Here is a 25,986-nt window from a genome sequence, read left to right as displayed (position 1 = left end):
ATCAAGTTGCTTGTAGCCGGGGCAAATTCGCTGGGCTTGACCATGGCGGTGCATCCTGCAGCGATGGCCGAGACGAGTGGCCCGATCGTGAGCATGTGAGGAAAATTCCAGGGGCAAGATCAGCGGGAACACCTTTGGGTTCATACATTACCTCGGAACGCGAACCGATAAATGCCATCGGAGTCGGTAGCTGCGGGCCGCATCCAATCATGAGATTGGCAATGGCATCCTTGATTTCGGCCATGACCGGCAAGACCTCCATGAGGTCGCTTCGTGCGCGGGCTTGTGGAAATCCTGAAACAGCGCAGCCTGAATATCCTTCGATGGGCAAGCACCATTTTCATTTTCCGCAGCTTGGCAACGCGTTGGGTGGCCGTGCCTTTCAGCTTTTCCCAAAAATAGGCCTGTTGGCGGCCAAAAACTTCCTCGTGGCGATTCATGCCTCAATTTAGGGAATTTTCGCGGGATGGAAAGTGGAATCGGTTTGTCTAAATTTCACCTTGTATTTCAGGAAAATCAGAGGCGTAAACACGATCATACCGATCCCTAAAAATGCAATTGCCCCCGGCATTCGAAGGCAATCACAAAGAAGTTATGACAATAATGACAAACAAAATTCTGGATTGAACATCTGCTATATCCTGAAGCAGAGACAAACCAATTAACGATAACCTACAGTATTTGTTTGGAATTCCTTGCTTATTTTCGACGAATCTACCCTGCGGCGAAAAGGAATCATTGGAATGAATACACTTTATCACGATCCAAAATTTGACGGCACTTGGACGATTTCCACTGCCGAGGCTATGAAGGGTGTACTTGATTTACCATTGAAATTACTGAGAGTGACGTCCCAGCACCAAATCCAAGCGCCTTACAACGAGGCGACACAGTGGTTTGATCAGGAATATATATTTTTAAATCTGGATGACTCGAAGCTGCAATAAATATCGAACAGGCTTTCCGCCTCTGTGGCTGGTCTTTCTGGGCATCGCCTTTTTTGGAACTGCCTTGGGACAAATGCCGATTTCATCAAGTGAAACTGGTGATAGCTTGGGTCAAATTCGTCAAGCCGTGGGGCTGGAATTGCTTAAAGAGAAGGCGCTTGATCCATTCATCGTCTCCAAGAGAGCATATATCGAGAAATTTGGTTCTGAGCCACATCATCGTGTGGTTCTGAAGCAAGCCTTGAAATGCAACAAGATTCTTCGACTTAGGGAACAAATTTACATGCCTATCCCCGGAGATAGTTTTCTATTTCACGTATTGATGAGGAGAACAGCCCAATGCGTGTCACACCATTTGGAGAAGAATTCGTTCCGTCTTCGGCATATGATTTTTACCTTATTGATTTTCGCCCATCCTATTGTGGGAATATGATTGGAAGCTACCAAATCAATCGAGCAACCAATGGCGAACCAATTCTAAATGGTATCCCGAAACCTTCGACTTTGCTATACGATGGCAAGTTTTTCGTCGGGATTGGCCACGAAGATTCCTTGATTAGGCTGGATTCGCATTCGGTGCTACCTCCTGTGATCTATCTTGGAAGATTTCGAGTCTTACGATAACTCCATGTCCTTGATAATGAGGCTTGCCCACGAATCGCTGCCTGAGGGTGACTACGGTTTCCGTTGGCTATACGAGTTTGTACAGTTTGATGCCTATCCGGATTTTGGAATGATACGGGTAATTCCAGATTCATTGACGGCAATTCAACGTCGTGTAACCTTCGTAGATCTTACTAGCGGTCAGAAATACGTTGCCGAGGTAAAGGAGTACCGAATCACCTATCATTTGGTGGAGGATGCAGCGAATTTCATCCCTTCGGTCGACAGTGCCTATCGTGCAAGTTTCTCGCCTGATCCTAATTTTACAATTGAGTTTGAATCTCGAAAGGGTGCGCGGTTTCGGTACCGCATACAAAGGTATTCAACTTTGATCGGACGAGCTACATACCGAAAAGGGAAGGTGGATTTTGAAATGCTGGAGGGGATAAATAGAAGAAATGACTAATGGTTGAAAATCAAATAGTATAGATCAAGTGGAATACTACCCTTTACTTTCAGATTTGATCACAGTTGACAAGTTGCCGCAATTCCTAGCGAATGTGCAGGGCAATCTCAATAGCTTGCTTGGGAATATCCGGCTCAAGGAGTATCAGCATGACCGCAGTCCCTATTTTGGAGGAGGGGCTTGGTTCTTGTGCTGAATCCGAGCTTCAATGGAAACCTTCCTGAGAGTTATACGGATATCCCGCTTTCCTTCCCCTGACTTCCGCACCATATCATACCAAATCACTGACTTATAGCGCAGTACATTTTGTGTAGGCCCGACATTTCATAACTGGGGGCGAAATATTGGGTGCTAATCGATAGGGAATCCTATTGCACTTGCGCTCGGGCGAATCACATTTTGTGGTCCATCACCGTCCGATTTCTTGCTGCCATAAAATGCAATTAGCCCCCGGACTCCGATGGCAATCACAAAGAAGTTATGACAATAATGACAAACAAAATTCGGGCTTGAACATCTGCTCTATCCTGAAGCAGAGACAAATCAATTAACGGTAACCTACAGCATTTGTTTGGAATTCCTTGCTTATTTTCGACGAATCTGCCCAGCGGCGAAAAGGAATCATTGGAATGAATACACTTTATCACGATCCAAAATTTGACGGCACTTGGACGATTTCCACTGCCACGAATCACCTTGGTCAAGCCTACACAGGCACGATGCGGATTTTTGCCTTGCCCCGAGGTGGCCACGGCATTCAATGGGAAACTACCGCAGGCGAATATGAAGGCATTGCCTTGGCGATCGAAGGTCAACTTTACGTCGCGTTTGGGACCGAAGTGGGCTATGGCTTGGCCGTCTATGCGGAGAAAATGGCGGCATCGAAGCGATTTTCACCGGCTATGGATTGGAAGGCGCAACCGGTCGCGAAACCGTTCCCGATTGCCCTGGAATGGCCCATTTGAATCAAACCTACGACATGCAAGGATGGCAGCCCGGCAATGAAACCGTACAAGGGCAAAGTCGCTTTTGCGCCGTATGGTGCGCTTTTCTGATGACTTGGGCATTCAGAAGGGACCACCGGGCAATACGTCGGCGTCAGGAATGCTCCGAAACGGAAAACTGCTGACGGGCTATGGCCTGAAAAATGATTTCACTTTCGGCTGTGGACTTTATACCCTCAAGCCAATGGCAGCCTACAAGGCGAATGGGCGATTCCGAGCTATCAGCAAACTCTCTTTGAAAACTATCATCCCAGATTCCAGCGAATCGCGCGCCCCCGAAGCCAACTAAAGCGTTTTATCACCTATTTCAACAGCATTCTTTGGCTGCCAAAATGGCCGTCCCATTCCCAATTGACGAGGTAAAGTCCAGCGGCAGTGCCTTCGGGACGGTTCCACCAGGTTTGTACCAAGCCTGATTGGCCTTCAATTTGAATCGGCGCACCGACTTGGCGGCCTTGCATGTCCACCACTCTGATGCTGAGCAGGCCGTCATGTGGCAGATTCGCAGCAAACAGCGCACGCGTTTCAACCGGATTCGGGAAAATTCTTTCGAGCTGAAAGCCGTCGACCGCCGGGGAAAAAATGGCAGTGGGGACCACGCAAATCAAGGCTTTGCCCGCGTTGATACGACCGGCACCAATGCCGCCAAGATATTGGGTATTCAGGGCATCGATATTGTCCGCACTGCTTTGCAGACAATTCTGCACATCGTCGGGACTCAATGTACTGTCTGCCGAAAGCATCAAGGCCGCCAAGCTCGCCACCATCGGGCATGCCATCGATGTGCCACTTTTGAAGCCATAGTGGTCGTCGCCACCCGCAACGGCACTGTAGATGCCACTCCCGGGCGCCATCACATCCACCGAATAATGGTAGGTGCTGAATCCTGATTTGCCATCGTCAAAGTCTGTCGAGCCGACCGAAATCACGCCGTCGTAGGCGGATGGATAATGCACTTGGTAGCTGCCGGTATTGCCGGCGGCAGCGATCATGACCGTGCCGCTGTCATGGCCCGCTTGCACAAGATAGGCGAGCGAAGCGTTGTAGTTGGTCGAACCAAAACTCATGCTTACGATATCAAAATGATTGGCAACGGCATAGTCGATCCCAGTGAATGTGGCATACAAATACGGATCGTTGATGGTCGAATCTTCTTTTGCTTTCACGGGAACGAGGCTCACATTGAAGCCGACCGATGCCATGCCTAACCCATTGTCGGTCGCAGCCGCGGCGATGCCGCAAGTATGCGTCCCATGGCTGAAGGCATTGTCGTCGGCGCCCGACGGCGGATTGGGATCATTGTCACGATCAGCAAGGTCGTACCCATGCACGTCATCAATCCATCCATTTCCTTCATTGTCAATACTATCTCCAGGGATTTCACCCGGATTGGTCCAAAGTTGTGGCGCAAGATCCTCGTGTGTCGTCAAGCAAGCATCGTCGACAACGGCGACGGTCACACGACGACTCCCCCGGTTCACATCCCAAGCAGTGCCGGCGTCGATTTTGAAAAGCCCCCATTGCAAAGGCGCGTAGTCATTGGGCGTGTAGGACATTTCATAGATCGGAAGCTGCTCGGCATATTCGATGTAGGCGAACTGATCCCATGCTTTGAGGAGCAAATCCACATTCAATGCGGGATCAAAATGCAATTCGTAGATATGCTGCACATGGATATTTTTGGTTTTGAATGGTTTGTAGAATTCCGAAACCTTGTATTCATCCAAAATCGCTTCGATCCCTGGAAATGCTGCATAACTAGGCCGAGACTGACCATTGCGGTACTGCGGAAACTCCCGAAGGTCGTCTGATTTGATCTTCACAAAAATCTTCCCCGGCTGGAATTGGGCGGACAATGGCAAACATGCAAACACGAAGAGCAGGACAATCAGCAGCATCTTTTTCATGGACGGAAATTAGCAAAATTATTCTAGTCCCATCAGCAGTCGCATGGAAGTATCCGACAGATTTTGTTTAATTTATTTTTAATTTCGTTCAACATTTCGGGCGATTCCTACCTAGCTTTACCCTTGTACGAGGACTTCATTTTGCAACAGTATTTTATTCTACCCAGGATGCTCAAAAACTTCTTGATTTCATTGTTCTCATTGGTTTCTGTCACGTGTGCGGAAGCACAGATCATGCTGGTTGGTGCCCAGAACGACACGCTTGGAGTGACCAATGTCCTGCGGTGGAATGCCAATACCGGGACGCAGCAGGCTACCGTACCGACCCAATCACAAGGTTATGTGATGGGGGCATCCGTCTTTGACGCGGTCAATGGACAGTATTATATCCGGGACATTTCCAGCATGCATCGGGTTTCGTTCTCACCCGACACCTCGATGCCCTCAATTTGCAATTTGACTTGGGAAATGCGGAGATCGATATGCAAACGGGGAAAATCTTTGCACTCACCACCACCGACCGGTTTGATTCTTCAGGAATGTACATTGGCAGCAGCCTCGATTTTATTCAATATAACCTCGCCAACAACACAGAAACGAATTTATTGACCATCACGGATGCCCAAGGCTATATCATCGATGGAAGCGCTTATGATTCCAACCATGGTACCTACTATTTCGTTGGTGTTGACACCTCGCAGTATTACAACCTCTACAAGATCACCCACGCCAACACCAATCCTTCCTTCGTCAAAATTCCATTGATCAATCGGCAATTCATGCCATCGTCAATGGAATACGACAATGACAACAACGTCCTGTACGCATTGGGCCAACTTGTCGATACCTTGACAACGAGCGTTGTGCACGTACAAATTCAAAAGATCGATACTGTTACCGGTGCAATGACCTTGGATGGAGATTTTTCACAGTTCCCTGGTTTGCAAATCGGTGCCAACACCTACGATCAGGCCACGCATACGATGGCGTTCATTGCGGAGGACACAGCATTGGGTTTGTGGGGGTACAACACACAATCGCATACACTGACGGCGCTGCAGTTGCCCACATACGACCTCAGCGAATTGGAGGCTGACAATACTGTCTACGCCGCTGCCAAATATGGTACCGTGACGCAATTGACGAATCAAACTTCGCCGCTCAGCTTTTGCGCTTTTCCAAATCCAAGCACCGCGTACCTGTACCTGCGGCTTCCAGAAAACATCGAAAGTACCACGTTTGTCGTTTTCGACATCTCAGGAATGCAGATCGCAAATGGAACATTGACCCGTGAAGCAGACTTTCGGATCGAAGTTCAAACACTGCCGGCTGGACTCTATTTTGTAAGAGGAATCGCAAATGGCCAATTGATCGAGGGAAAATTCACTGTCGGTACCCACTAAGCGGGTATCTCAGCTACTTCCTTCTCGCACCGGGAAAATAAAATGGGCCGCCTCAAATGAAGGCGGCCCATTTTATTCATTGGATTCTTTCGAAATTAGCCGTTCATCGACATCAAGAACTCGGCATTGTCGCGGGTTCCGCGCATGCGGTCCTGCAAGAATTCCATCGCCTCGATCGGGTTCATGTCGGCCATGAACTTGCGCAGCACCCAGATGCGGCTCAGGTCTTTGGCTTCGAGCAACAAGTCTTCGCGGCGCGTACCCGAAGAGAGCACGTCGACCGAAGGATAAATCCGGCGATTGCTCAAGCGGCGGTCGAGTTGCAATTCCATGTTGCCGGTGCCTTTGAATTCTTCGTAGATCACCTCGTCCATCTTGGAACCTGTGTCGATCAAGGCGGTTGCCAAAATCGTCAACGATCCACCATGCTCAACTTTACGCGCTGCACCAAAGAAACGCTTTGGCTTGTGCAAGGCGTTGGCGTCCACACCACCGGAGAGAATCTTTCCGGAAGCTGGCATGACAGTGTTGTGGGCACGGGCAAGACGGGTGATCGAGTCCAAGAGGATCACGACGTCGTGGCCGGATTCCACCATGCGCTTGGCTTTGCTCAAGGCGATGGTCGCAACTTGTACGTGACGATCGGCGGGCTCGTCAAAGGTCGAGGCAATCACCTCGGCATTCACGTTGCGGGCCATGTCGGTGACCTCCTCAGGGCGTTCGTCGATCAACAGGACCAACAAATAAGCCTCGGGGTGGTTGGCGGCAATGGCATTCGCGACCTTTTGCATCAAGACGGTTTTACCGGTCTTGGGCTGCGCCACGATCAAACCACGCTGTCCTTTGCCGATCGGGGAAAACAAGTCCAAAATCCGGAGGCTCAGGTCTTTTTCACCTGGGCGCTCAAGCTTGAACTTCTCTTCTGGGAAAATCGGCACCAAGTGATCAAAGTTGATCCGGTCGCGGACTTCGTCCGGGCGACGGCCGTTCAAGGTTTCAACCTTGAGCAGGGCAAAATAACGTTCGCCTTCTTTAGGTGGACTGATCTGACCAAACACGGTATCGCCCGTCTTCAAACCAAAGAGCTTGATCTGCGAAGGCGAAACGTAGATATCGTCTGGCGAAGGGAGGTAGTTGTATTCAGGTGAACGGAGGAATCCGTAACCTTCTGTGATGACTTCGAGCACACCGTGGTTGCTGATGATGCCGTCGAAGTTGAATTCTTTTTCTTTGCGGCGCTCAAACTGACCGCCTCCACCGCCCTCTTCGCGATGCTGTTGTTCGCGGGGCTGGTTTTCCTGGCGAATCGGCCTTTCGCGTTCATTGCCACGCTCGTTTCCGCGTTCAATGCCCCGCTCCATGCTGCGGTTCAGGTATTCGCGGTGTGGTTGGTCGCGGTCATTGCCACGGTTTTCGCGTTGCTCACGTGGTTCACGATTTTCACGCTGCTCACGCGGTTCACGGTTTTCGCGTTGCTCGCGATTTTGGAATTCACGATTTTGAAAGTCACGTGTCGGCGTTTCGCGGGTTTGAAACTCGCGGTTCTGACCTTCACGTGAAAAGTCTTTTGGACGCTCGACATTGCGCTCAACGGCTGGTTTTTCGATGGGCTCTTCCCGCTCGACCACCGGCTTCTCCTCTACGACGCGCTCCACGATAGGCCGCTCTTCCTTGGGTTTTTCGCTGAAAATGCTGCGCTCGGCAAATCCACGCGCTGCCGCTTCTTCGTTGCGTTCGCGCTCGGTCAACCGCGGACGTTTGCCACGATTGGACAGGTCGGCTGCGGATTCGCGTTTCACCACGGATGGTTTTTCGCTTGTATCCACTGGCTCTTCATTTGAAATCGGACTTTCGACAGGGGTTTCCACCTCTATCGGAGCCTTCTTCTCTGCAACTGGCTTTTTGACGATCGGAGCGACCACAGTTTTGCGGCCTACCGGTGGCTTTTCAACGATTTTGGGAGCCTCGACCTTGGGTTCGACCACTGGCAATTGCTCTTCTTTCACTTCCTCGAATTGGAGGGTCGGGGCTTCCACCTCTTCCTTGGCCTTGCGACCCGGACGCTTCTTGGCTCCGGTCTCTTCGGCTTTGGCTGGACTTTCGGCAGCCATCGACATTTGGTGGTCCAGAATTTTATAGATCAAATCCTGCTTTTTCAGGCCTTTGTAATCTTCAATCCCCAGGCCTTTCGCAACGTCTTTCAGCTCATTCAACAGAAGGCCATTCAATTCAATAATATCGTGCATAAATGATTTGTTACACCCAATTTTCAGTGAAACTCATTCTTATTTCCGTAACATAGATGATTTTGCTGCGTCCCAATCAACAACGGAATATGTGGAAGAAAAGTTTGTGGGAGCAGATTGAGGACAAAGAACGGGAATGCATCCAAGTTTTGCAATACCAACAAGCTTTAATTTTGATTTCCAAGCACCCGCGGAAGGATTTTGTCAATTTGAACAGAAGCACCCTGCATTCGTGAGTGCTGTCCCGATTCTGCAATCAAACTGTGGGCAAATCTAGGGAGAAGGTTTGATTCTGCAAATCTTTGGACTTGCCGATCCTAATTTCTTTTGAATTCCTTGCATTCTTGGTGCCGAATTCCATTATCGGGGCTGCTCGTTTGCGTTGGAATTTGTTATTTTGCAGGAAAATTGGACAAATGCTGGAAATACGCAAGATCAGAGAAAATAAAGAGCCATTTATCACGGGGCTCAAAGCGAGGAACTTTCCCGATGCAGAACAGGTGATTCAGCGCCTGCTGGACATCGACCAAAGCCGCCGCGATGTGATGCTGCAAGCGGAAACGTTGCGTGCCGAAGCCAAAAAGGCTTCTGCCGCCGTGAGCGAATTGATGAAAGCTGGTCAGTCGGAAGCGGCCGAAAAGACCAAAGCCATCTCCTCCGCAGCCAAATCGCAGATTGCTGCGCTGGAACAAAGGCTCAAGGAGGAGGACGACGAGCAAACCAAACTGTTGCTCACCCTTCCCAATACACCGCATCCCACGGTGCCATTTGGCAAAAGTGCCGACGACAATGTCGTGGTTTCGCTGCATGGCAGCGTTCCCGACCTGGGCCCTTGGGCACGTCCGCACTGGGAAATTCTCGACGACCTCGACATCGTGGACTTTGCCCTTGGCGCAAAAATCACCGGCGCAGGATTTCCTGTATATAAAGGACAAGGTGCCGCCTTTTTGCGTGCGCTGAAGACCTTCTTCTTGGACGAAGCCATTGCAGTGGGCTATATGGAAGTGGTGCCGCCACTTTTGGTCAATGAAGATTCCGGCTATGGTACAGGCCAAATCCCGGACAAAGAAGGGCAAATGTACTATGTGCCCGAGGACAAGCTTTATCTGATCCCGACAGCTGAGGTACCTGTCACCAACCTCTACCGTGACGTGATCGTGGATGCAGGGGACTTGCCGATCAAAAATTGCGCGTATTCGCAGTGTTTCCGTCGTGAGGCGGGCGCTTATGGCTCACATGTGCGCGGGCTGAACCGCTTGCATCAATTTGACAAGGTCGAAATCGTAGAGCTTTCGCACCCTGACACATCTTATGAGCGTCACGAAGCGATGTTGGAACATGCCCGCGGCTTGCTTGACAAGTTGGGCTTGCACCACAGGGTATTGCTGCTTTGCAGCGGCGATATGGGTTTTGCCTCCGCAAAAACCTATGATCTGGAAGTTTGGAGCGGTGCGCAGCAGCGCTGGCTCGAGGTGAGCTCCGTGTCTTGTTTCGAGACATTTCAAAGCAACCGCCTCAAGCTGCGTTTCAAAGACGGCAACAAAAACACCCTTTGCCATACCTTGAATGGCTCAGCATTGGCATTCCCGCGGATCATGGCCGCAATTTTGGAGAATTTCCAGAATGAAGACGGCACGGTGACTTTGCCAAAAGTGCTGCAGAAATACACTGGATTTGAGAAGCTGACAAAAGCATAACGGCTGACGCCGCTGGCGGCCTTCGACATTTGGGTTCGGACAAGGGTATAAAGGACGATTCGGGAAGTCGCCTTGGGATCGTCATGCCTTTGGCCAAGTACGTGGTCACACTTTACCCCAATCGGAGGGTGCATGGCTTCCAACGGTTGCCTTGCAGGATTCACCCTCGACCTGAAAAGATGCTGTTTGCAAAGGAGGTCCAGAAGCTGTGTGTCAGCACGATCCAACTTTGGAACCCCGATCAGATCCATCAGCGAAATGGATGTAATGCAAACGGGATGCACTTCGTCGCTGACCACAAGCATTCCGCTTGATCCACAACTTTGCTTACTCCTTCAGCAGACATTTCATCACTTGGGCATTCTTGTGGAAAGGGAAGAGACTTCCAACCTCGCAAATTCAAACACCTTCCGGAATGGTCTTGAATATTTAGTTGTGCAATCGTTTGGGTTTGTACGAAGGTGCGTACGTGTGGGCAAGTATTTGGGTGATCACTTTGTTCACACCCCCTGCCTTGCCCACACGCGGCGCAAGCCTTTGTTTTGCGGAGAGAGCGGGATTCGAACCCGCGGTACCCTTTTGAGATACACACACTTTCCAGGCGTGCTCCTTCAACCACTCGGACACCTCTCCGTGAATGGGTGACAAAGGTAAGCAGAAATCTGTTGGTTTTCAAAAGCTAAAAATGAAAAATCCCGCAGAGGGGCGGGACTTTTCTTCAAAGAACGAAACGTAAGTGGTCAATTTTCAAGCGCTCAAGCGCGCTTCTTCCTTCCGTGCATCGGTGTCACGCTTGTACAACCAGGCAAAACGAAGGGTATTGTAGTCCAAGCCCAGCGTCGAATAGGCTTCTTTCAAGGTCGGAGCTTGGACGCGGTTGAAGTATTCGACGCCTTTGAAAAGGGATTTGCTGCTGATGTTTTTTTCGATCCAGGGCACCATGTCCACCTGACCGATTTCGTGGAGGTCGCAGAGGTAACGTACCACCGTATCGACCTTCAGCGTAGCCACCCGGGCAATCTCGGGCAATGTGAAATTGTCGGCAAACATCTTCTTTACCGTCTGGTAACCAGGTCCTTTGGCTTGCTGCACCAAAGTCTGCCGACGGAATTCATCGTAGTTTTCAATCACATTTTGCACCACACGGATGATTCCCGGGCCAAATTTTTCGCATTTGGCAGTGGAAAATCCCGGGATTCGCAGCAGATATTCAAGGCTCAAGGGTTTGCCCAAAACAATGCGGTCCATGGTATAATCGGTGAATATCGCCCAGGAATCTGTCCCAGTGATTTTTGAAGTTTCATTGCGGTGGGCACGGAGCGCATTGCGGAGGTAGATTTCCAAGCCGGTGAAGTTCATGCGACCTGAGTTGGCCATCAGGTCTTGCGGATCGTCGAGCCAGGCTTTGCCAGCATCGGTCGGTTTGAGGACATTGCAGGCCGGGACGTTTGTCTCCACCAGTCCGGCATCGACCAAATAGTGGATCACACAAGCGAGGCGGTTGGCCATATACCGTGGCACAGCCCCGAAGGTCTCGAGCTTGGTATGGCTCAAATCACGGTAATTGGTTTCCGGATTGCCGGTCATCACATTGATCAGGTAGTTTTGGCCGAAGGGTTTGCCCAGCAAAATCATCGTCTTCAGAATTTGTGTGGTCAGCACTTTCAGGTTTTCTTCCTTGCTCACCGGCGGCATTTGTTCCGCTGTTCCTACTGCACTTTTCATTTTCGTTAATGTTTTTGTGAAAGAATTAAAATTTGATGTTGCAAACTTCCGGGGTTGGGCTTGGCTGACAATGGAAAAAGCAGGTGCCAGGTAACAGTGCCACACACGTATAATGTATACACATGTGTGCGAGAGCAACATTTTGATTATGAGCGACTTGCGAATGCGGAAAAAATGACCTTTCGGGTAACGCCAACGGCCCTGAAAAAACTTGAAAACGCAGGCCAATCGGATAAAAAAACATGAAAATCGCAGGTCAGGGGCCGATGAGTTTCTCCGAATCAGGTTTTGGGTTGCGCATCTGACTCCGATCTAAAGGCTCCTGAAATGGTTTGATGACGATGTAGTTCACCGTTTACGGAGCAAATAATTCATTAGCTTGCATCCAATCCCAACGCAACGATTTTGGCATGAGCATAGAAAAGGGCAACAAGAAGATCATCAATGCTTGGTGTTGGTACGACTGGGCCAACTCCGTTTATCCATTGGTGATCACCACGGCGGTGTTCCCGATCTACTTTGGCGCAGTGACCAAAACCGGTGACGTGAGCTATATCGAGTTCCTCGGCCGCCAAGTCGTCAATAGTGAGTTTTATAGCTACCTGGTCTCCCTTTCCTTCCTGATGGTGGCGATGATTTCCCCGATATTGTCAGGGATTGCGGACTATGCGGGCAGGAAAAGGCTCTTCATGCAGATATTTTCCAGCATCGGGGCACTCGCATCCATCTCCCTGTTTTTCTTTACCGGCAGGGAAAATCTTTGGATTGGCGTCGTCGGGTCGATCATGGCAAGTATCGGATTCGCAGGCAGCCTCGTTTTTTACAATGCATTCCTGCCTGAAATCGTCGAAGAAAAGCGAATGGACCGCGTGAGCGCACGCGGTTTCACGATGGGTTATATCGGCTCGTCAATTCTGCTCATCCTTTGTTTCGTCGTGATCATGATGCCCAATACCTTTGGCATCCCCAATCTTCCCAATGGTGACCCCAATACGGGCTTGGCCACGCGTTTCAGCTTCATGATGGCCGGACTTTGGTGGTTAGGCTTCGCACAAATCGCCTTTGCAGGGTTGCCTGCACGCACCCATACCCGTCCGGTCGACTCCAAGCGCCTGCTCACGCATGGCTACAAAGAGCTTTTGAACGTGGTGCGCCAATTGCGGCAGCCCGCGCAACGCAAGCTGGTATTTTTCTTGGCCGGATTTTTCTTCTGTGCGCTGGGGTACATGACTGTGATCTATTTAGCGACCCTTTTTGGAGAAAAGGAAATCGGCATGTCGGCAAGTGAGCTGATGATCACTGTGTTGATCATTCAATTTGTAGCCATTGGTGGAAGCTACCTGTTTGCGGCCATTTCGGGTCGAATCGGGAATATTCCAGCCATCATGATCTCTGCCTCGATTTGGGCCTTGGTTTGCTGCTCCACCTTTTTTGTCACCGACAAGGTCGGCTTCTACGTGGTTGCATTTTTTGTCGGCACGGTCATGGGTGGTATTCAGGCGCTTGCGAGAAGCACCTATGCCAAACTTCTGCCTGAAACCGATGACCACGCCTCCTATTACAGCTTTTATGAATTGACGGAAAAGGTTGCCACGGCGACCGGAACATTCTCCTACGGTGTCATCATCAACCTCACCGGCACCATGCGCAATGCATCGCTGTTTCTTGGATGCATGTTCGTCGTAGGCGTCGGATTCCTGTTTTTGGCGCACCGCGCCTACAAGGCAGTTCCAGCAAAAGCCGTTGGCTGATTGGTTTCAGCAACTTGATCAAGCTTCATTTTTTGCCAACGCAGATTTTGCCAAGCGGGCTTGGATGCATCGGCAAATGCTTTTGAATCCGGCAAGCGTCGTTATCGTGGCTTACTCAAAAGCGAAGAATTTCTTCTTGCCATCCGCGGTCACACCTTCGATCAAGATACCCCCTTCACTGCTCGCCACGTAGCGTTCGACATCGGCGGGGCTTTCCACGAAGTGTTTGTTGACACGGGTGATCACAAAACCCTCTTCCAACCCTGCATCCAACAATTTGCCTTTGCGCAGTTTTACGACCTTGACGCCGTTTTCCAAGCCAAGCTTGCCCTTTTCCGTCAAGGTAATCGCCTCCAATTGTACACCAAGTTTTGTGTTGAAACCTTCGGAATCGTTGGTTTCCGAGGGTTTTTGCCCGTCTGCGGTGCGTTCATTCATCGTTGTCTTGCCTTCGCGGCTGCGCAGGACAACTTCCATTTGGCGGGTGGCTCCATCCCTGATCAAGGTGAGTTGCACCTTGTCACCGGGATGGTAAATCCCAATTTCCTCTTGCAATTCGGAGGCACCACGAATCGGGGTTTCATTCACCTTGGTGATGATGTCTCCCTGCTCGATGCCGGCAGACTGCGCTGCTCCGCCTTGGATCGTGCCTGTTACCAAAGCGCCCTCCAAGGTCTCAAGCCCATATTTCTCGGCGATTTGTGCGTTGATGTTCTGGATTTGCACGCCGATGATGCCACGTTGCACTTCGCCAAATTCGCGGAGGTCTTCCATGACCTTGCGCACGATGTTGACGGGAATTGCAAATGAATAGCCTGAAAATGAGCCTGTTTCCGAGGCGATGGCCGTGTTGATGCCGATGAGTTGGCCGGCAGTGTTGATCAAGGCGCCTCCGCTGTTGCCTGGATTGACTGCAGCGTCGGTTTGGATGAAGCTCTCGATGGCAAATTCCTCATTCAGCAGGTTGAGGCTGCGGCCTTTGGCACTTACGATGCCGGCGGTGACGGTGGAGGTCAGGTTAAATGGATTGCCGACTGCGAGCACCCATTCGCCGACCAAAACCTCTGTAGAATTGCCAAAAGGAAGGAAAGGGAGATCGTCTTGATCGATTTTGAGCAAGGCAAGGTCAGTTGTGGGGTCTGTGCCGACAATGGTTGCTTTGAAGCTGCGTTTGTCTTCCAAGGTTACTTCCACCTTTTCGGCGCCTTTGACCACGTGGTTATTGGTCGCGATATAGCCGTCTTTGGAGATGATCACGCCGGATCCCGAGGATTGTGGCCGCATGCCGCCCTGCAACGGGCTGCCAAAAAAACCATGGAAAGGATCGCCTGATTTTTCGGCAAAAAACGACCGAATGTGCACCACAGAGGGTGTCGCGATTGCGGATGCCTGAACGAAACTGGGCAACTCCCCGACTTGCGAGAGATCTCTATTGGGCAAATGGGTTTGATTGGCGGCTACCACCATGGGTTTGCTCAATTGAAAACCGGTGTCAGCGGCTGGCGTAACCCACCGCATGACCCCAAAACCCAATGCAGCACCAACAAAAGCAAGCAAAAATGTTCCAACCGATCTTTTCATCATCCAATTCGTCAAAGTCCGAGATAGTCCTTTAAACGCAGGTCCGTAACCCTTGGTTTTGCCAGATCCGAGCAAAATCGCTCCAGAAAGCGTGTTTTCACCTTGAATTAATGCAAAAATCGGGTCCTACCGACCCTAGGGGATACATTCGTTAAAAATACCTAAAGGTTTTGGGCTCAGAAATCGAGGAACTGCACGTCCTCTTGTGCTTTCTGATAGTCGTCCATCTTTCCGATGTCGATCCAATATTCCATCACCGGAAAGGAAGATACTTTTTTCCCGGCGCGCATGGCGGTTTCGATGAGCTCAATGGCGTCAAATCGCTTGTTTGCCGGAACAAGTTGAAGCAACTCTTTCCGCACGAAGTAAATGCCACAGTTGATATGATAAGTAAAAGTGGGCTTTTCTTTGATTGAGCTGATGACGTGTTGGTCGTCCAGTTCAATGATGCCGTAAGGAAGGTTGATGCGGTAGGGAATCGTTGCCACCGCCATATCTGCATCTTCTTCTACAAAAAAGGCGAAAAACTTTTCGAAGTTAATGGTGGTGAGCAAGTCGCCATTGATCACGAGCAAATCGTCGTAAACGAAGTTTTCTTTGAGGGCCACTCCGCCCATCGTGCCGAGCGGTTTAGGTTCAAAGATGTACTCAAAGGTCAACCCCCAATCAGAGCCATCTCCAAAGTGCGCTGCGATTTGCTCTCCAAAATGGTTGACACAAAATGTGAAATGTTTCACGCCAGCCTTTTGAAGCCGAATGATACTGTACTCAGCAATGGGGCGATTGCCGATCTTCACAAGGGGCTTTGGGAGGTCATCCGTCAAAGGACTCAAACGCTCACCTTTCCCACCTGCCATCACGACCACTTCGAAAGGAAGCGACGGAATAGAATGCGCCTTTTTTTTCGATTCAGGCTTTATTTTGGGACCCTTGGAGGGTTTTCCTGTCAAGTTCAAAGTTTCAAGTGTTGATCTCAAGAAAGCCATTTCTGGCCACGGCAAAAATCAAAACATCAAATCGGAAATCAAAATTTCCAACCGCCATCTTCTTACCTCACACGACCTACATTGTAAAGATAGCAAAGTTTTCGCCAATTCGGTGGATATTTGCAATAGAAGCTGCACGCTCACTGTCAGTCTGTCATTGAGGGAGCTCGCACAACATGAATTCACAAGGAGTTAAATTGGAATACGCAGGCAAAGAAAAGGCCATTTTGGTGGGGATCTATAACCGCACGGTCACCAAGGAAAAGGCAGAAGAATATTTGGAAGAGATGCAACTGCTCGCGCAAACAGCAGGAGCAGTAACCCTCAAAGTATATCTTCAGAAGATGGACAAGGTCCATTCAGGCACCTATGTTGGCAAGGGAAAGCTGGAAGAAATCAAGGCCTATGTAGATGAACACAAAGTGGACCTTGTGATTTTTGACGATGATCTCACACCCTCACAAGTGCGCAACATCGACCGTGTGCTGGAGGTCAAGGTCATGGATCGAAGTGGCATCATCCTGCACATTTTCTCCGAAAGGGCACGCTCAGCACAGGCCAAGGCGCAAGTGGAACTCGCTCAATTACAATATCTATTGCCGAGATTGACAGGGCTTTGGACGCACTTGAGCAAGCAAAAGGGCGGTATTGGTATGAAAGGTGCTGGCGAAAAGGAAATCGAAACCGACCGCCGTAACATCCGTTTCAAGATCGACCTGCTCAAAGAGGATCTCAAAAAAATTGATCAGCAAAATCAGACCCGCCGCAAGCACCGCGGCGAGATGGTGCGTGTCGCCCTCGTCGGCTATACCAATGCCGGAAAAAGCACGCTCATGAACCGCCTGAGCAAAAGTGATGTCCTCGCCGAAGATAAACTTTTCGCGACCCTCGACACCACCGTGCGCAAGGTGGTCGTGGACCAAGTACCTTTCTTGCTCAGCGATACCGTCGGCTTCCTGCGCAAGCTCCCCCACGACTTGGTCGAGTGCTTCAAAAGCACGCTCGATGAGGTACGCGAAAGCGATATTCTCCTGCACGTGGTCGACCTCAGTCACCCTGCATTTGAGGAGCAAATCCAAGTGGTCAATGAGACGCTCGCCTCCCTCAAAGCCAACGAGAAACCCACGATCGTCGTCTTCAACAAGATCGACCGATTGTCGGCAGAGGAGCGCGATTCGTTGGAAAAAACCTGGATCGCCCGCGAAAACGCACCTGCAACCTTTGTCGCCGCAGGCGCCAACCTCAACATCGACGTTTTGAAAAAGCAGTTGCTCGATCTGGTTCGTCAGGAATACAAGGACAAATACCCCCACTTCAAGTTTTCGGAAATTCCTGATTACGAGGCAATGGCTCGGGAGCAAAGCGAGACTGGCGAATGGCCGGGATGAGCCGGTCACGGGCAAATGCGCATTGAACTTCTACATGAATGGCATTTCAGCACAACAAAATTGGCTGCACATTTTTCTAGGTTTGCAGCTTATTGTTGACATTTGACGTCTCGGGAATAGGAAAAATTGGAACAGAGAGGCATCCATCACCGCTTAAAGAGGGCAGCTTTGGCTGTAGCCAACTGGAGATACACGATTTTGGTGATCCTCATTGGCATGGGCACTTTTGCCTGCATCCAAACTTATTACAACTCAAAAACCTACAAGGGGCCCGCCTGTTCCCAAATCGAGACCTACGACCTTTTTGTGTATTCCCACGAACATTTGCTCAATGGCAAAAACCTCTACATTGACCATCTGGACGAGCATTGTTTCACTTATAAATACAGTCCAGCGTTTGCCTTGTTTTTTGGCTTGTTCGCTTATGTCCCTCAAGGCATAGGACTTTGGTTATGGTTGATGGTCACAGTCGGAGTGACCTATGCCGCGATGCGCGCCTTGCCAGGCATGGACCCTCCAAAGCAATTTCTGTTTTTTGTATTTGCCAGCTTTGAATGCCTGCTTTGCCTCCAAGCGCAACAAACCAACGCGCTTGTAGCAGCCTTGTTGCTGCTCGCATTTGCCTTCCTTGAACGTCGCAAATACCTGCCTGCGACACTTTTCATCGTGATTACAGGATTCATCAAACTATTTGGATTTGGGGCGATTTTGTTGTTCATTTTCTATCCGCAAAAACCAAAGCTAGCCTTGTATACCCTGCTTTGGATCGCGGTGCTTGCTTTGGTTCCACTCGTGGTCGTGAGCCCTTCAGAATTGTGGGGGATCTACGAAGCTTGGCATACACAGATTCTAGGCGACCACGCAAAATATGCCGGGATGTCCTTTTTTGGAATGCTGGGATCTTTTTCGGGCATGAACCCGCCCAAAACGCTCTTGTTAGGTATCAGCCTGGTTTTGATGCTGTTGCCTTTAATTCAAATTCAAAAATGGAAGCAGCCATGGTTCAGGCAATTGGTTTTGGCGGCGCTGTTGATTTGGATGGTCATTTTTAACCACAAGGCGGAATCGCCTTCGTATGTGATTGCAATGATGGGTGTCGCGCTCTGGTTTTTCAGTGGTCCAAGGCAATGGCCCGACATTCTATTGCTGCTATTTGTATTTGCCGGTGTTTCGCTGCTTTTTTCAGACATTACTCCCAAGTCATTTCGAAAGGCTTACGCCTATCCCTATCATTTGAAGGCATTGCCATGCTTTTTTGCTTGGGTTCGTGTCATCATCGAACTTTGGGCAAGGCGCGCATCCGCGTCAGTATCGCGATGAGTGACAACGCGAAGTGAAAATGAACGATTGAGTCCGCCACCGACATTGCGTGCCATCGCACATTATCTTTGCAATGGGGACAATTCCCCTTCTACTTCGGTTTCTGATTAGGTATCAAAACCAAATCCTCCTGAGATACGTTTTCCACTCACCCAAGACTTCCTTATTTTAATCCCGTATTCGACAACATGGAAAAGGACATCGTCAACAAAATCGCCCTCAGTCCGCTCGTTTCTTTTGACCTCGCCGACTATTATGACAATGGTCCAAGAGTGGGTATCGATATCGCGGAGCGGCTGTACATGGGCATGCTTCTCAAGGAAGCTGATTTTCGTGTTTGGCTTGCAGAACACGATTGGGCACAGTACGCCGGGCAGCATGTACACCTTTATTGCTCGGCCGATGCGATCATTCCAGGCTGGACTTGGATGCTTTTGGCGATTCAACTCCAACCTTTTGCCGCAACCATCGTATTTGGTAGCCGTGAAGATCTTGAAAAGGCCATCTGGCAAAAATCACTCGCCCGCATCGACTATGCTGCCTTGGAGGGCAAAAAAATTGTCGTGAAAGGTTGTGGCGACATAGAGATTCCCCAAGCCACATTTGTGGAATTCATCGTGCGACTCCGCGCGATCGCCGACAAGCTCATGTATGGCGAACCCTGCTCCACCGTGCCGCTTTGGAAAAAAGAGAAAATCAAAACACAGGTTATCCAATAAATTTCTACCTTAGACTTAGATTTATAAAGATACATTATGGGACTTTTTGACTTTATCCGTGGCCAGTTTATCGATGTCATCGAATGGGTGGATGCCTCCCGCGATACGATCATCTGGAAATTTCCCGACCAAGACAAGGAAGTGAAAATGGGTGCCCAACTCACCGTGCGTGAGTCACAAGTGGCCCTCATGATCAACGAGGGTTCTGCAGCCGACATTTTCCAGCCCGGCCGCTACGAACTCACAACCCGCAACATGCCCATCATGACCTCGCTCAGGTCATGGAAATATGGCTTTGAGTCGCCATTCAAGGTTGACATCTACTATGTCAATACCCGTCAATTCACTGACCTGAAGTGGGGTACCCCAACGCCGGTCTATATCCCGGACAGCAAATTTGGCCAGGTTGAAATCCGCGCCTTTGGTGCCTTCAACTTCCGTGTCAAAGATGCCGGCAAATTCTTCAAGGAATTCGCAGGTACCGATCCTGAGGTGCAAGTGAGTGAACTCGAAGGCACATTGCGTGGCAAATTGGTCGACCGCTTCACAGAAGTTGTCGCTGAAATGGCCGAGCAAGGTTTGTCCTTCGTGCAACTTCAGGCCCAGAAGTCGGAGTTTACCAAGGCCTTGATGCCGCGCATCCATGACTACTTCGAGCAATTTGGCCTCGATATCACCGACTTCCAGATTCAAAGCATCACGCTTCCTCCCGAAGTCAACGAGTTCCTGCGCAAAAACACGCAGATGAACATGGTCGGTGACTTGAACAAGTTCCAGCAGTTTCAGCAGGCAAAATCCATGGAAGATGCTGCCAAAAACGGCGGCGGAAACATGGACATGGCCGGCATGATGATGGCGAACATGATGATGCAAAACATGCAGAATCAGCAACAAAATCAGCAGAATACGCAGAACAACCAGAATCAGCCACCGGTCCAAAGCAAGGAAGACATCATGAAAACCTTGAAAGACTTGGCTGAGTTGAAGGCTGCCGGAGTACTGACGGAAGAGGAATTCAACGAGAAAAAGAAGGAACTGCTCGCAAAGTTGTAAGGCTTTTCAGCAAGAATACGAAAGGGCTGTCCGCGCAAGTGGATGGCCCTTTTTGCTGCTGAAGTGGGCGACCAAGTTTTCAATGCATGAATGGTGGAGATTCAGTTGCGCCCAAATGAATGCAAGGAGCTCGTTTACTGACGAATATCAGCATCGATCGTGTTTTGAATCGTGAATTTTCTGAATGCATTTGTGGAATTTTCCAACAAACTTCACCTAGCTTTCAGATTCGAGCCCTTTCGAATCCCGTGAAGAAAATCAAAGAATAGAAAGATGAAATTCGAAGCCCGTAGAATGATGATTCCTTTGAAATCCATGATTGTTGGAATGTTTTGTCTTGGTGCCGCGCAAACAGCTGTCGCTTGTGCGCTCGGAAATCTTGGTGAAAGTAGCCCCACAGAACAAGCAAAACCGTTGGATGCCGTCGCAGCCGCAAGCAATGCCTTTGGCTTCAACCTCTACCAGAAATTGGTGGGCGAAAAGCCCGAGGAAAATCAATTTATGTCTGGATTTTCGGTCTTCGCAGCCTTGGCGATGACCTCTGAGGGGGCAGGTGGCACCACCCTCGACATTCTCAAGAACACCCTCGCACTGCCAGAAAGGGAAGTTCTCCATGCCGGACTCAGCGAATTGGGTGCCGCCTTGAGCCGTGGCGACGCTCCCTACGCTTTGGCCGTAGCCAATGCCATTTGGCCCGAAAAGTCATTTCACCTCAAACCAGAATTTCTTTCCGTCATCCGCAAGGTCTACCACGGTGAATCCTTGCCGCTCAACTTCAAATCCGATTTCGAAAATTCACGCAAGACCATCAACGCTTGGGTCGAAAAGCAGACAAACCAACGCATCAAAAATCTTCTTCCCGAGGGCTCTCTCACCGAACTCACCCGCATGGTCCTCACCAATGCCATCTATTTCAAGGGCAAGTGGAAATTCGAATTCGACAAGAAGCTGACGCAGTCACAACCCTTTTGGCTTTCAAAGGGAAACAAGGTGGAGGCCCCGCTGATGTATTTGCCCTACAAAAAGCAGAAGCTCAAATATGCCCAAATGGATGGTTTTGAGGCACTTTCCCTGCCCTACCAGGGCGACGACCTCTCAATGATCGTCTTGCTTCCAGAGTTGGACAAGATGGCTGATTTGGAAAAGAAACTTGACGCCGCACAATGGTCGCTGATTTCGATGCAGCTCCATCCGGCACCCGTCAATGTTTGGCTCCCCAAGTTCAAAATCGAAGGCGGCGGTTCGATCAAGCCAGCCCTGTCTTCTCTCGGAATGGCCTCTTTGTTTGAATCCGCAGATTTTTCCAACATGTTTTCGGATCCTGTCGAATTCAAGATCAGCGATGTTTTTCACAAGGCATTTGTCGAGGTCAATGAGGAGGGAACCGAGGCTGCAGCAGCGACTGCGGTGGTGGTCGCGGAGAAATCCGCTGCGATGCAAGAAGATCCGATCCGCAATTTTCGGGCCGACCACCCTTTTATTTTCATGATTCAGCACAACGCCTCCAAGAGCATTCTCTTCTTGGGCAAGATGGTGAAGCCGGTAATTTGACCCAACAAAATCGGCTGTAAGCCAAAGGTTTTAAATAGAAATCCGCAAGATCTGCAAGCGATTCCGGTCGTGATCGCAGGCTTGCGGATTTTTTGTTATCTGTTACAAAATCGATTTAGCCTTTTGTATTGCTGGATTTAGTCTTAATTTAACATTTGTAAACTGGGACTTCATTCGTGTCGACAATACAACATGGCTTGATTCGCTCCACCTTGGGCACGCTCGTATGGGCTTTGCGCGGGTCCGAATACAACATCCCGGTGATGCGCCGCGTAGCCGATATGGGATCCTTCGTGTTTTTCATGCCTTCGGGTGTGGAAACCGAAAAGGTGATGGTCGATCATATTGACTGCGAATGGATCATCCCCAAAAAAGCGAATCACAACAAAGTCTTTCTCTATCTACACGGTGGCGGTTACGCCTTGGGATCCAAAATCACGCATCGTGCACTTGCCGCAGAGATTGTGCGTCAGGCAGGATTCTGTGCACTGATCCCGGAATACCGCCTTGCACCCGAATTCCCGTTCCCATGTGCGCTGAATGACGCCGTTAGATGTTACGAATGGCTGCTGGAAACTGGCCATGACCCCAAGGACATCATCGTCGGGGGCGACTCCGCTGGCGGCGGATTGGCGTTGGCCTGCCTCTTGAAGGCCAAGGAAATGGGCTTGCCCATGCCCGCTGCGCAAGTTTTGATTTCGCCATGGGTGGATCTGACGGTCTCCAAGCCGAGCATCTACAAGTACATGGACAAGACGCCGATGTTTTATCTCCGTGAGATGAAAACTTGGGCCCGCAACTATGCCGACGAGGAGGCGCTCGACCATCCGCTGGTCAGCCCATTGTATGCCGACCTCACAGGCTTGCCGCCGATGTTGCTTCAAATGAGCGATACCGAAGTGCTTGTCGATGAGGATTTAGAGCTTGCCGAGCGGGCAAAGGCCGCCGGAATTGATGTGACACTCCAAGTTTCAGAGGGGCTCATGCATGTTTGGCACATTTACTGGCGCTACCTGGATCAAGCCAAGGAAGCCATCACCAAAATCGTTGCATTCGTCGGAGAACAAGCCGGAAAGTAACCACCCGAATTTTTGCCCAACAGCTTTTTCAGTATTTCAGGCATTGTCGAATGCAGATAACTACTTGATTTGACCGTGTTTGGCAGACACCCTGCCCCTTTGTCACATGTGACTGCCACTTTGCCACAAGTGGAAAATACCTTCAAAATATTTTTTTGAAGCCTTCAAATCATGCCCTATCCGCACTAAACCTCGCTTTTGGCATTGATTCACATGAGGTTGCAGACAACAAAGTGCCTCTGTGGCCGCCATGTGCACGATTCTTGAATGTCACTCTTCGAATTCATTCTTTTTTCATTAACCTTTTTATCTCTCATCAAAATGGAGGATCTGTTTAAAAAATTCGTGTACACCGGTGTCGGTATGGTTTCTTCAAGCCTCGAAAAATTCCAAAAGTCGGTTGAGAAACTGGTGGACGAAGACAAATTGTCACAAGAAGAAGGCAAGAAATTGGTCGACGACCTGTTCAAAAATACTGAGTCCAAGCGCGAAGAGTTTGAGACCAAATTGAAGAAAGTGGTCGAAGAAGTGATGGTGCGCATGAACCTCGCCACACAAACCCAAGTTCAAGAGCTTCAGGATCGCCTCGCAGTGGTCGAAACCAAATTGGGCATCGAAGTTCCTGAGAAAAAGGAAGACGCCAAATCCAAGAAAAAAGCTCCTGCCAAGAAAACTGCTGAAGCAGCGACTGCAGAAGCCTAATTTTGGCCGGACAAATGCCGCCTCTGGCGGACGGTTCATACAACGACCTCGTTCCACAAGAATGAGGTCGTTTTAGTTTGCTGCCAAATCAAGCATTCTTCTTAATTTCGTGCACCCTTCGGAATATGCAGATCACGCGTACCATCAAGAATATCCGGCGCATCAGGGCCGTGATCGGCGTACTGTTCAAGTATGGCTTTGAGGATTTGGTGACCCATTCGCGGCTACGCGGCTTGGTTTCCCAAAAACGACGCCTTACTTGGCAACGCAGAGGCAGGCCCGTGTTTGAATACAGCCGCTGGGAACGCGTGCGCATGGCAGCCGAAGAACTCGGTCCGACATTCGTGAAACTTTGTCAGGTGCTGAGCAACCGCCCTGACATTTTGCCCGAAGAGCTGATCAATGAGCTCCAAAAACTGCAAAGCAACGTGCCGCCCTTTCCGACCGAGGAAGCAATCGCGGTCATCGAGCACGAGACAGGGAAAAAGATCGAGGAACTTTTCTCCTACTTCGAGAATGACGTGATCGGCTCCGCCTCCATCGGGCAGGTGCACCGCGCCAGGTTGATCACGGGCGAAGAAGTCGTTGTGAAGGTGCAGCGCCCCGGGGTGCGCGAGCAGATTCAAAGCGACCTGCAGATCATCAAGGACTTGGTCGGCTACGCCGACAACTATTTTCAGAAACAAGGCATCCTCAACGCCATTGACATCGTCGATTCGTTTGAAAAGACCATGTCCAAGGAACTGCAATACCTCACCGAAGGTAGGGCAATGGAGCAGTTCCGGAATTTTTACAAGGCTCAAAAGTCCTTTTACGTCCCAAAGCCTTATCGCGAAATCAGCACCGACAAGGTCCTCGTGATCGAGTTCGTCAAGGGCTGCAAAATCACCGATGTCGATCAGTTGATCAAATGGGGGCTGGAACCTACGGCGATTGCGGAATTGGGATTGGACATCTACCTGACGCAAATCTTCGAATTTGGCTATTTCCACGCCGACCCTCACCCGGGTAACGTGTTTGTGCAGGAAAACGGTCGCATCGTCCTCATTGACTTCGGGATGGTGGGCAAAATGTTGCCCAAGGACAAATTTGCTTTCGCAGGTGTGTTTGTGGGCATGGCCAACCACGATGCACAACAAATGGCCTTGGCGTTGCGCAGCTTGGCGGTCGAGCACGACATCAAGGACATGCGCATCCTGGAAATGGAACTGAATGACCTGATCGAGGACTTTGCCTATTTGGATGTTGATGAAAGTTCGATCGCGGATATTTCCCAGCGCTTGCAGTCGATCATCTACAAAAACAAGATGGCGGTGCCGGGGAGTGTGTTTTTGATCTTCCGCGCCTTGGCCATTTTGGAAGGGATCGGAAAGACCATTCACCCGAAAATCAATACACTCGAGCACGTCAAACCCTTTGGTGCCAAATTGCTTGCCGAGCAATTCAGCCCCAAGAACTTGCTCAAGGAAGCCACGACACGCGGCCAATCCTTGATGTCATTCCTCACGGCCTTCCCCAATGAGGTCAAGGCCATTTTGCGGAAAATCAGGAAGGGCCAAATCACGATGGAAGTCCGCCATGCGGGACTTGATCGGGTGATGGACACGCTTGACAGCATTGGTAACCGCCTCAGCCTTGCCCTTGCCTTGGCATCGATGCTCGTTTCGGGGGCGATTGTCATGGTCGCGTCTCCGGGTTACCGCGAAGAAGGCACCATTCCCCAAGTGAGCGCTGGACTTTTCATCTTGGCAGCCATCACCGGCTTCTTCCTGCTGATTTCCATTCTCCGCAGCGGGCGTAACGAATAGGTTTTTAGGCCTTCGCTTTCCTTCGAATTGGTTTTCCTTGCCTCCCCAAT

The 25,986-nt window shown here is 50.1% G+C and carries 23 protein-coding genes and 1 tRNA gene; 17 read left to right on the top strand and 7 right to left on the bottom strand.

All coding sequences use genetic code 11. The features are described 5' to 3' along the window. The coding region (locus tag IPN95_01970) for a hypothetical protein (GenBank protein MBK9448185.1) at positions 1–95 on the bottom strand (95 nt) is incomplete at its 3' end. Positions 96–221: 126 nt separating this feature from the next. On the opposite strand from IPN95_01970, the gene IPN95_01965 reads away from it, so the two are divergent. The 6 genes from IPN95_01965 to IPN95_01940 all read left to right on the top strand — a co-directional run bounded on the left by IPN95_01965 (position 222) and on the right by IPN95_01940 (position 3,309). Beyond that, a complete protein-coding gene (locus tag IPN95_01965) occupies positions 222–452 on the top strand; it encodes a hypothetical protein (protein ID MBK9448184.1) in 231 nt (76 codons plus the stop codon). A 291-nt stretch (positions 453–743) separates the two neighbouring features. After that, positions 744–947: a hypothetical protein gene (locus IPN95_01960; GenBank protein ID MBK9448183.1), complete on the top strand. Its 204-nt coding sequence runs from the start codon at positions 744–746 to the stop codon at positions 945–947. Then, entirely contained in the window at positions 928–1,380 is a 453-nt protein-coding gene (locus tag IPN95_01955; GenBank protein ID MBK9448182.1) for a hypothetical protein, read from the top strand. Before IPN95_01960 ends, IPN95_01955 begins: the two co-directional genes overlap by 20 nt. A gap of 664 nt (positions 1,381–2,044) precedes the next feature. Next, positions 2,045–2,212: a hypothetical protein gene (locus IPN95_01950; protein MBK9448181.1), complete on the top strand. Its 168-nt coding sequence runs from the start codon at positions 2,045–2,047 to the stop codon at positions 2,210–2,212. Positions 2,213–2,645: 433 nt separating this feature from the next. Then, positions 2,646–2,981 (top strand): hypothetical protein, encoded by a 336-nt coding sequence (locus IPN95_01945; protein ID MBK9448180.1) that lies wholly within the window; start codon positions 2,646–2,648, stop codon positions 2,979–2,981. A gap of 73 nt (positions 2,982–3,054) precedes the next feature. After that, a complete protein-coding gene (locus IPN95_01940) occupies positions 3,055–3,309 on the top strand; it encodes a hypothetical protein (protein MBK9448179.1) in 255 nt (84 codons plus the stop codon). A gap of 13 nt (positions 3,310–3,322) precedes the next feature. On the opposite strand, the gene IPN95_01935 is transcribed toward IPN95_01940, so the two are convergent. Continuing rightward, on the bottom strand, positions 3,323–4,927 hold the full coding sequence (locus IPN95_01935) for a S8 family peptidase (protein ID MBK9448178.1): 1,605 nt from the start codon (positions 4,925–4,927) through the stop codon (positions 3,323–3,325). 461 nt (positions 4,928–5,388) lie between these two features. Here IPN95_01935 and IPN95_01930 point away from each other — a divergent pair, with 461 nt between their 5' ends. After that, positions 5,389–6,330, top strand: coding sequence for a T9SS type A sorting domain-containing protein (locus tag IPN95_01930; GenBank protein MBK9448177.1), 942 nt, complete (start codon positions 5,389–5,391; stop codon positions 6,328–6,330). A gap of 95 nt (positions 6,331–6,425) precedes the next feature. Here the strand turns inward: IPN95_01930 and rho are convergent, their stop codons facing one another. Next, entirely contained in the window at positions 6,426–8,576 is a 2,151-nt protein-coding gene (gene rho, locus IPN95_01925; protein MBK9448176.1) for a transcription termination factor Rho, read from the bottom strand. A gap of 416 nt (positions 8,577–8,992) precedes the next feature. Here rho and serS point away from each other — a divergent pair, with 416 nt between their 5' ends. Continuing rightward, the gene (gene serS / locus IPN95_01920; GenBank protein MBK9448175.1) at positions 8,993–10,273 is read left to right on the top strand and encodes a serine--tRNA ligase; all 1,281 of its coding nucleotides are present in this window, start codon (positions 8,993–8,995) and stop codon (positions 10,271–10,273) included. 545 nt (positions 10,274–10,818) lie between these two features. Here serS and IPN95_01915 read toward each other — a convergent pair. Together IPN95_01915 and IPN95_01910 are read right to left on the bottom strand one after the other, a co-directional pair. After that, a tRNA-Ser gene (locus IPN95_01915) sits at positions 10,819–10,906 on the bottom strand. 114 nt (positions 10,907–11,020) lie between these two features. After that, positions 11,021–11,998 carry an HRDC domain-containing protein gene (locus IPN95_01910; GenBank protein MBK9448174.1) on the bottom strand — a complete coding sequence of 326 codons (978 nt, stop codon included), beginning with the start codon at positions 11,996–11,998 and terminating at the stop codon, positions 11,021–11,023. Between the two features lie 410 nt (positions 11,999–12,408). On the opposite strand from IPN95_01910, the gene IPN95_01905 reads away from it, so the two are divergent. Beyond that, positions 12,409–13,749: an MFS transporter gene (locus tag IPN95_01905; GenBank protein MBK9448173.1), complete on the top strand. Its 1,341-nt coding sequence runs from the start codon at positions 12,409–12,411 to the stop codon at positions 13,747–13,749. A 111-nt stretch (positions 13,750–13,860) separates the two neighbouring features. On the opposite strand, the gene IPN95_01900 is transcribed toward IPN95_01905, so the two are convergent. Together IPN95_01900 and IPN95_01895 are read right to left on the bottom strand one after the other, a co-directional pair. Next, the gene (locus IPN95_01900; protein MBK9448172.1) at positions 13,861–15,330 is read right to left on the bottom strand and encodes a Do family serine endopeptidase; all 1,470 of its coding nucleotides are present in this window, start codon (positions 15,328–15,330) and stop codon (positions 13,861–13,863) included. Positions 15,331–15,506: 176 nt separating this feature from the next. Then, a complete protein-coding gene (locus IPN95_01895) occupies positions 15,507–16,187 on the bottom strand; it encodes an NTP transferase domain-containing protein (protein ID MBK9448171.1) in 681 nt (226 codons plus the stop codon). A 305-nt stretch (positions 16,188–16,492) separates the two neighbouring features. On the opposite strand from IPN95_01895, the gene hflX reads away from it, so the two are divergent. The 8 genes from hflX to IPN95_01855 all read left to right on the top strand — a co-directional run bounded on the left by hflX (position 16,493) and on the right by IPN95_01855 (position 25,936). After that, positions 16,493–17,704, top strand: coding sequence for a GTPase HflX (gene hflX / locus IPN95_01890; GenBank protein ID MBK9448170.1), 1,212 nt, complete (start codon positions 16,493–16,495; stop codon positions 17,702–17,704). Positions 17,705–17,872: 168 nt separating this feature from the next. Next, positions 17,873–19,024, top strand: a complete 1,152-nt coding sequence (locus tag IPN95_01885; GenBank protein MBK9448169.1) for a DUF2029 domain-containing protein — start codon at positions 17,873–17,875, stop codon at positions 19,022–19,024. A 188-nt stretch (positions 19,025–19,212) separates the two neighbouring features. After that, positions 19,213–19,743, top strand: a complete 531-nt coding sequence (locus IPN95_01880; GenBank protein ID MBK9448168.1) for a DUF2480 family protein — start codon at positions 19,213–19,215, stop codon at positions 19,741–19,743. Positions 19,744–19,779: 36 nt separating this feature from the next. Next, positions 19,780–20,796: an SPFH domain-containing protein gene (locus IPN95_01875; GenBank protein ID MBK9448167.1), complete on the top strand. Its 1,017-nt coding sequence runs from the start codon at positions 19,780–19,782 to the stop codon at positions 20,794–20,796. Positions 20,797–21,069: 273 nt separating this feature from the next. After that, positions 21,070–22,347: a serpin family protein gene (locus IPN95_01870; GenBank protein ID MBK9448166.1), complete on the top strand. Its 1,278-nt coding sequence runs from the start codon at positions 21,070–21,072 to the stop codon at positions 22,345–22,347. Between the two features lie 176 nt (positions 22,348–22,523). Further along, the gene (locus IPN95_01865) at positions 22,524–23,426 is read left to right on the top strand and encodes an alpha/beta hydrolase (protein ID MBK9448165.1); all 903 of its coding nucleotides are present in this window, start codon (positions 22,524–22,526) and stop codon (positions 23,424–23,426) included. Positions 23,427–23,747: 321 nt separating this feature from the next. Further along, positions 23,748–24,128 carry a hypothetical protein gene (locus tag IPN95_01860; GenBank protein ID MBK9448164.1) on the top strand — a complete coding sequence of 127 codons (381 nt, stop codon included), beginning with the start codon at positions 23,748–23,750 and terminating at the stop codon, positions 24,126–24,128. A 125-nt stretch (positions 24,129–24,253) separates the two neighbouring features. Next, positions 24,254–25,936 (top strand): AarF/ABC1/UbiB kinase family protein, encoded by a 1,683-nt coding sequence (locus tag IPN95_01855; protein ID MBK9448163.1) that lies wholly within the window; start codon positions 24,254–24,256, stop codon positions 25,934–25,936. Positions 25,937–25,986: the final 50 nt, after the last annotated feature.

Source organism: Bacteroidota bacterium (assembly GCA_016718825.1).
Classification (GTDB): domain Bacteria; phylum Bacteroidota; class Bacteroidia; order J057; family JADKCL01; genus JADKCL01.
This window is presented reverse-complemented; position numbering and strand designations above follow the sequence as displayed.

What these genes read in the sequence shown, in the direction of transcription:
- IPN95_01895 (MBK9448171.1), bottom strand. Translation starts at nt 16,187, where the DNA reads ATGGCAGGTGGGAAAGGTGAGCGTTTGAGTCCTTTGACGGATGACCTC.
- IPN95_01905 (MBK9448173.1), top strand. Translation starts at nt 12,409, where the DNA reads ATGAGCATAGAAAAGGGCAACAAGAAGATCATCAATGCTTGGTGTTGG.
- IPN95_01965 (MBK9448184.1), top strand. Translation starts at nt 222, where the DNA reads ATGGCATCCTTGATTTCGGCCATGACCGGCAAGACCTCCATGAGGTCG.
- IPN95_01960 (MBK9448183.1), top strand. Translation starts at nt 744, where the DNA reads ATGAATACACTTTATCACGATCCAAAATTTGACGGCACTTGGACGATT.
- IPN95_01870 (MBK9448166.1), top strand. Translation starts at nt 21,070, where the DNA reads ATGAAATTCGAAGCCCGTAGAATGATGATTCCTTTGAAATCCATGATT.
- hflX (MBK9448170.1), top strand. Translation starts at nt 16,493, where the DNA reads ATGAATTCACAAGGAGTTAAATTGGAATACGCAGGCAAAGAAAAGGCC.
- IPN95_01910 (MBK9448174.1), bottom strand. Translation starts at nt 11,998, where the DNA reads ATGAAAAGTGCAGTAGGAACAGCGGAACAAATGCCGCCGGTGAGCAAG.
- IPN95_01955 (MBK9448182.1), top strand. Translation starts at nt 928, where the DNA reads ATGACTCGAAGCTGCAATAAATATCGAACAGGCTTTCCGCCTCTGTGG.
- IPN95_01860 (MBK9448164.1), top strand. Translation starts at nt 23,748, where the DNA reads ATGGAGGATCTGTTTAAAAAATTCGTGTACACCGGTGTCGGTATGGTT.
- IPN95_01855 (MBK9448163.1), top strand. Translation starts at nt 24,254, where the DNA reads ATGCAGATCACGCGTACCATCAAGAATATCCGGCGCATCAGGGCCGTG.
- serS (MBK9448175.1), top strand. Translation starts at nt 8,993, where the DNA reads ATGCTGGAAATACGCAAGATCAGAGAAAATAAAGAGCCATTTATCACG.
- IPN95_01935 (MBK9448178.1), bottom strand. Translation starts at nt 4,927, where the DNA reads ATGAAAAAGATGCTGCTGATTGTCCTGCTCTTCGTGTTTGCATGTTTG.
- IPN95_01880 (MBK9448168.1), top strand. Translation starts at nt 19,213, where the DNA reads ATGGAAAAGGACATCGTCAACAAAATCGCCCTCAGTCCGCTCGTTTCT.
- IPN95_01945 (MBK9448180.1), top strand. Translation starts at nt 2,646, where the DNA reads ATGAATACACTTTATCACGATCCAAAATTTGACGGCACTTGGACGATT.
- IPN95_01875 (MBK9448167.1), top strand. Translation starts at nt 19,780, where the DNA reads ATGGGACTTTTTGACTTTATCCGTGGCCAGTTTATCGATGTCATCGAA.
- IPN95_01900 (MBK9448172.1), bottom strand. Translation starts at nt 15,330, where the DNA reads ATGAAAAGATCGGTTGGAACATTTTTGCTTGCTTTTGTTGGTGCTGCA.
- IPN95_01940 (MBK9448179.1), top strand. Translation starts at nt 3,055, where the DNA reads ATGGTGCGCTTTTCTGATGACTTGGGCATTCAGAAGGGACCACCGGGC.
- rho (MBK9448176.1), bottom strand. Translation starts at nt 8,576, where the DNA reads ATGCACGATATTATTGAATTGAATGGCCTTCTGTTGAATGAGCTGAAA.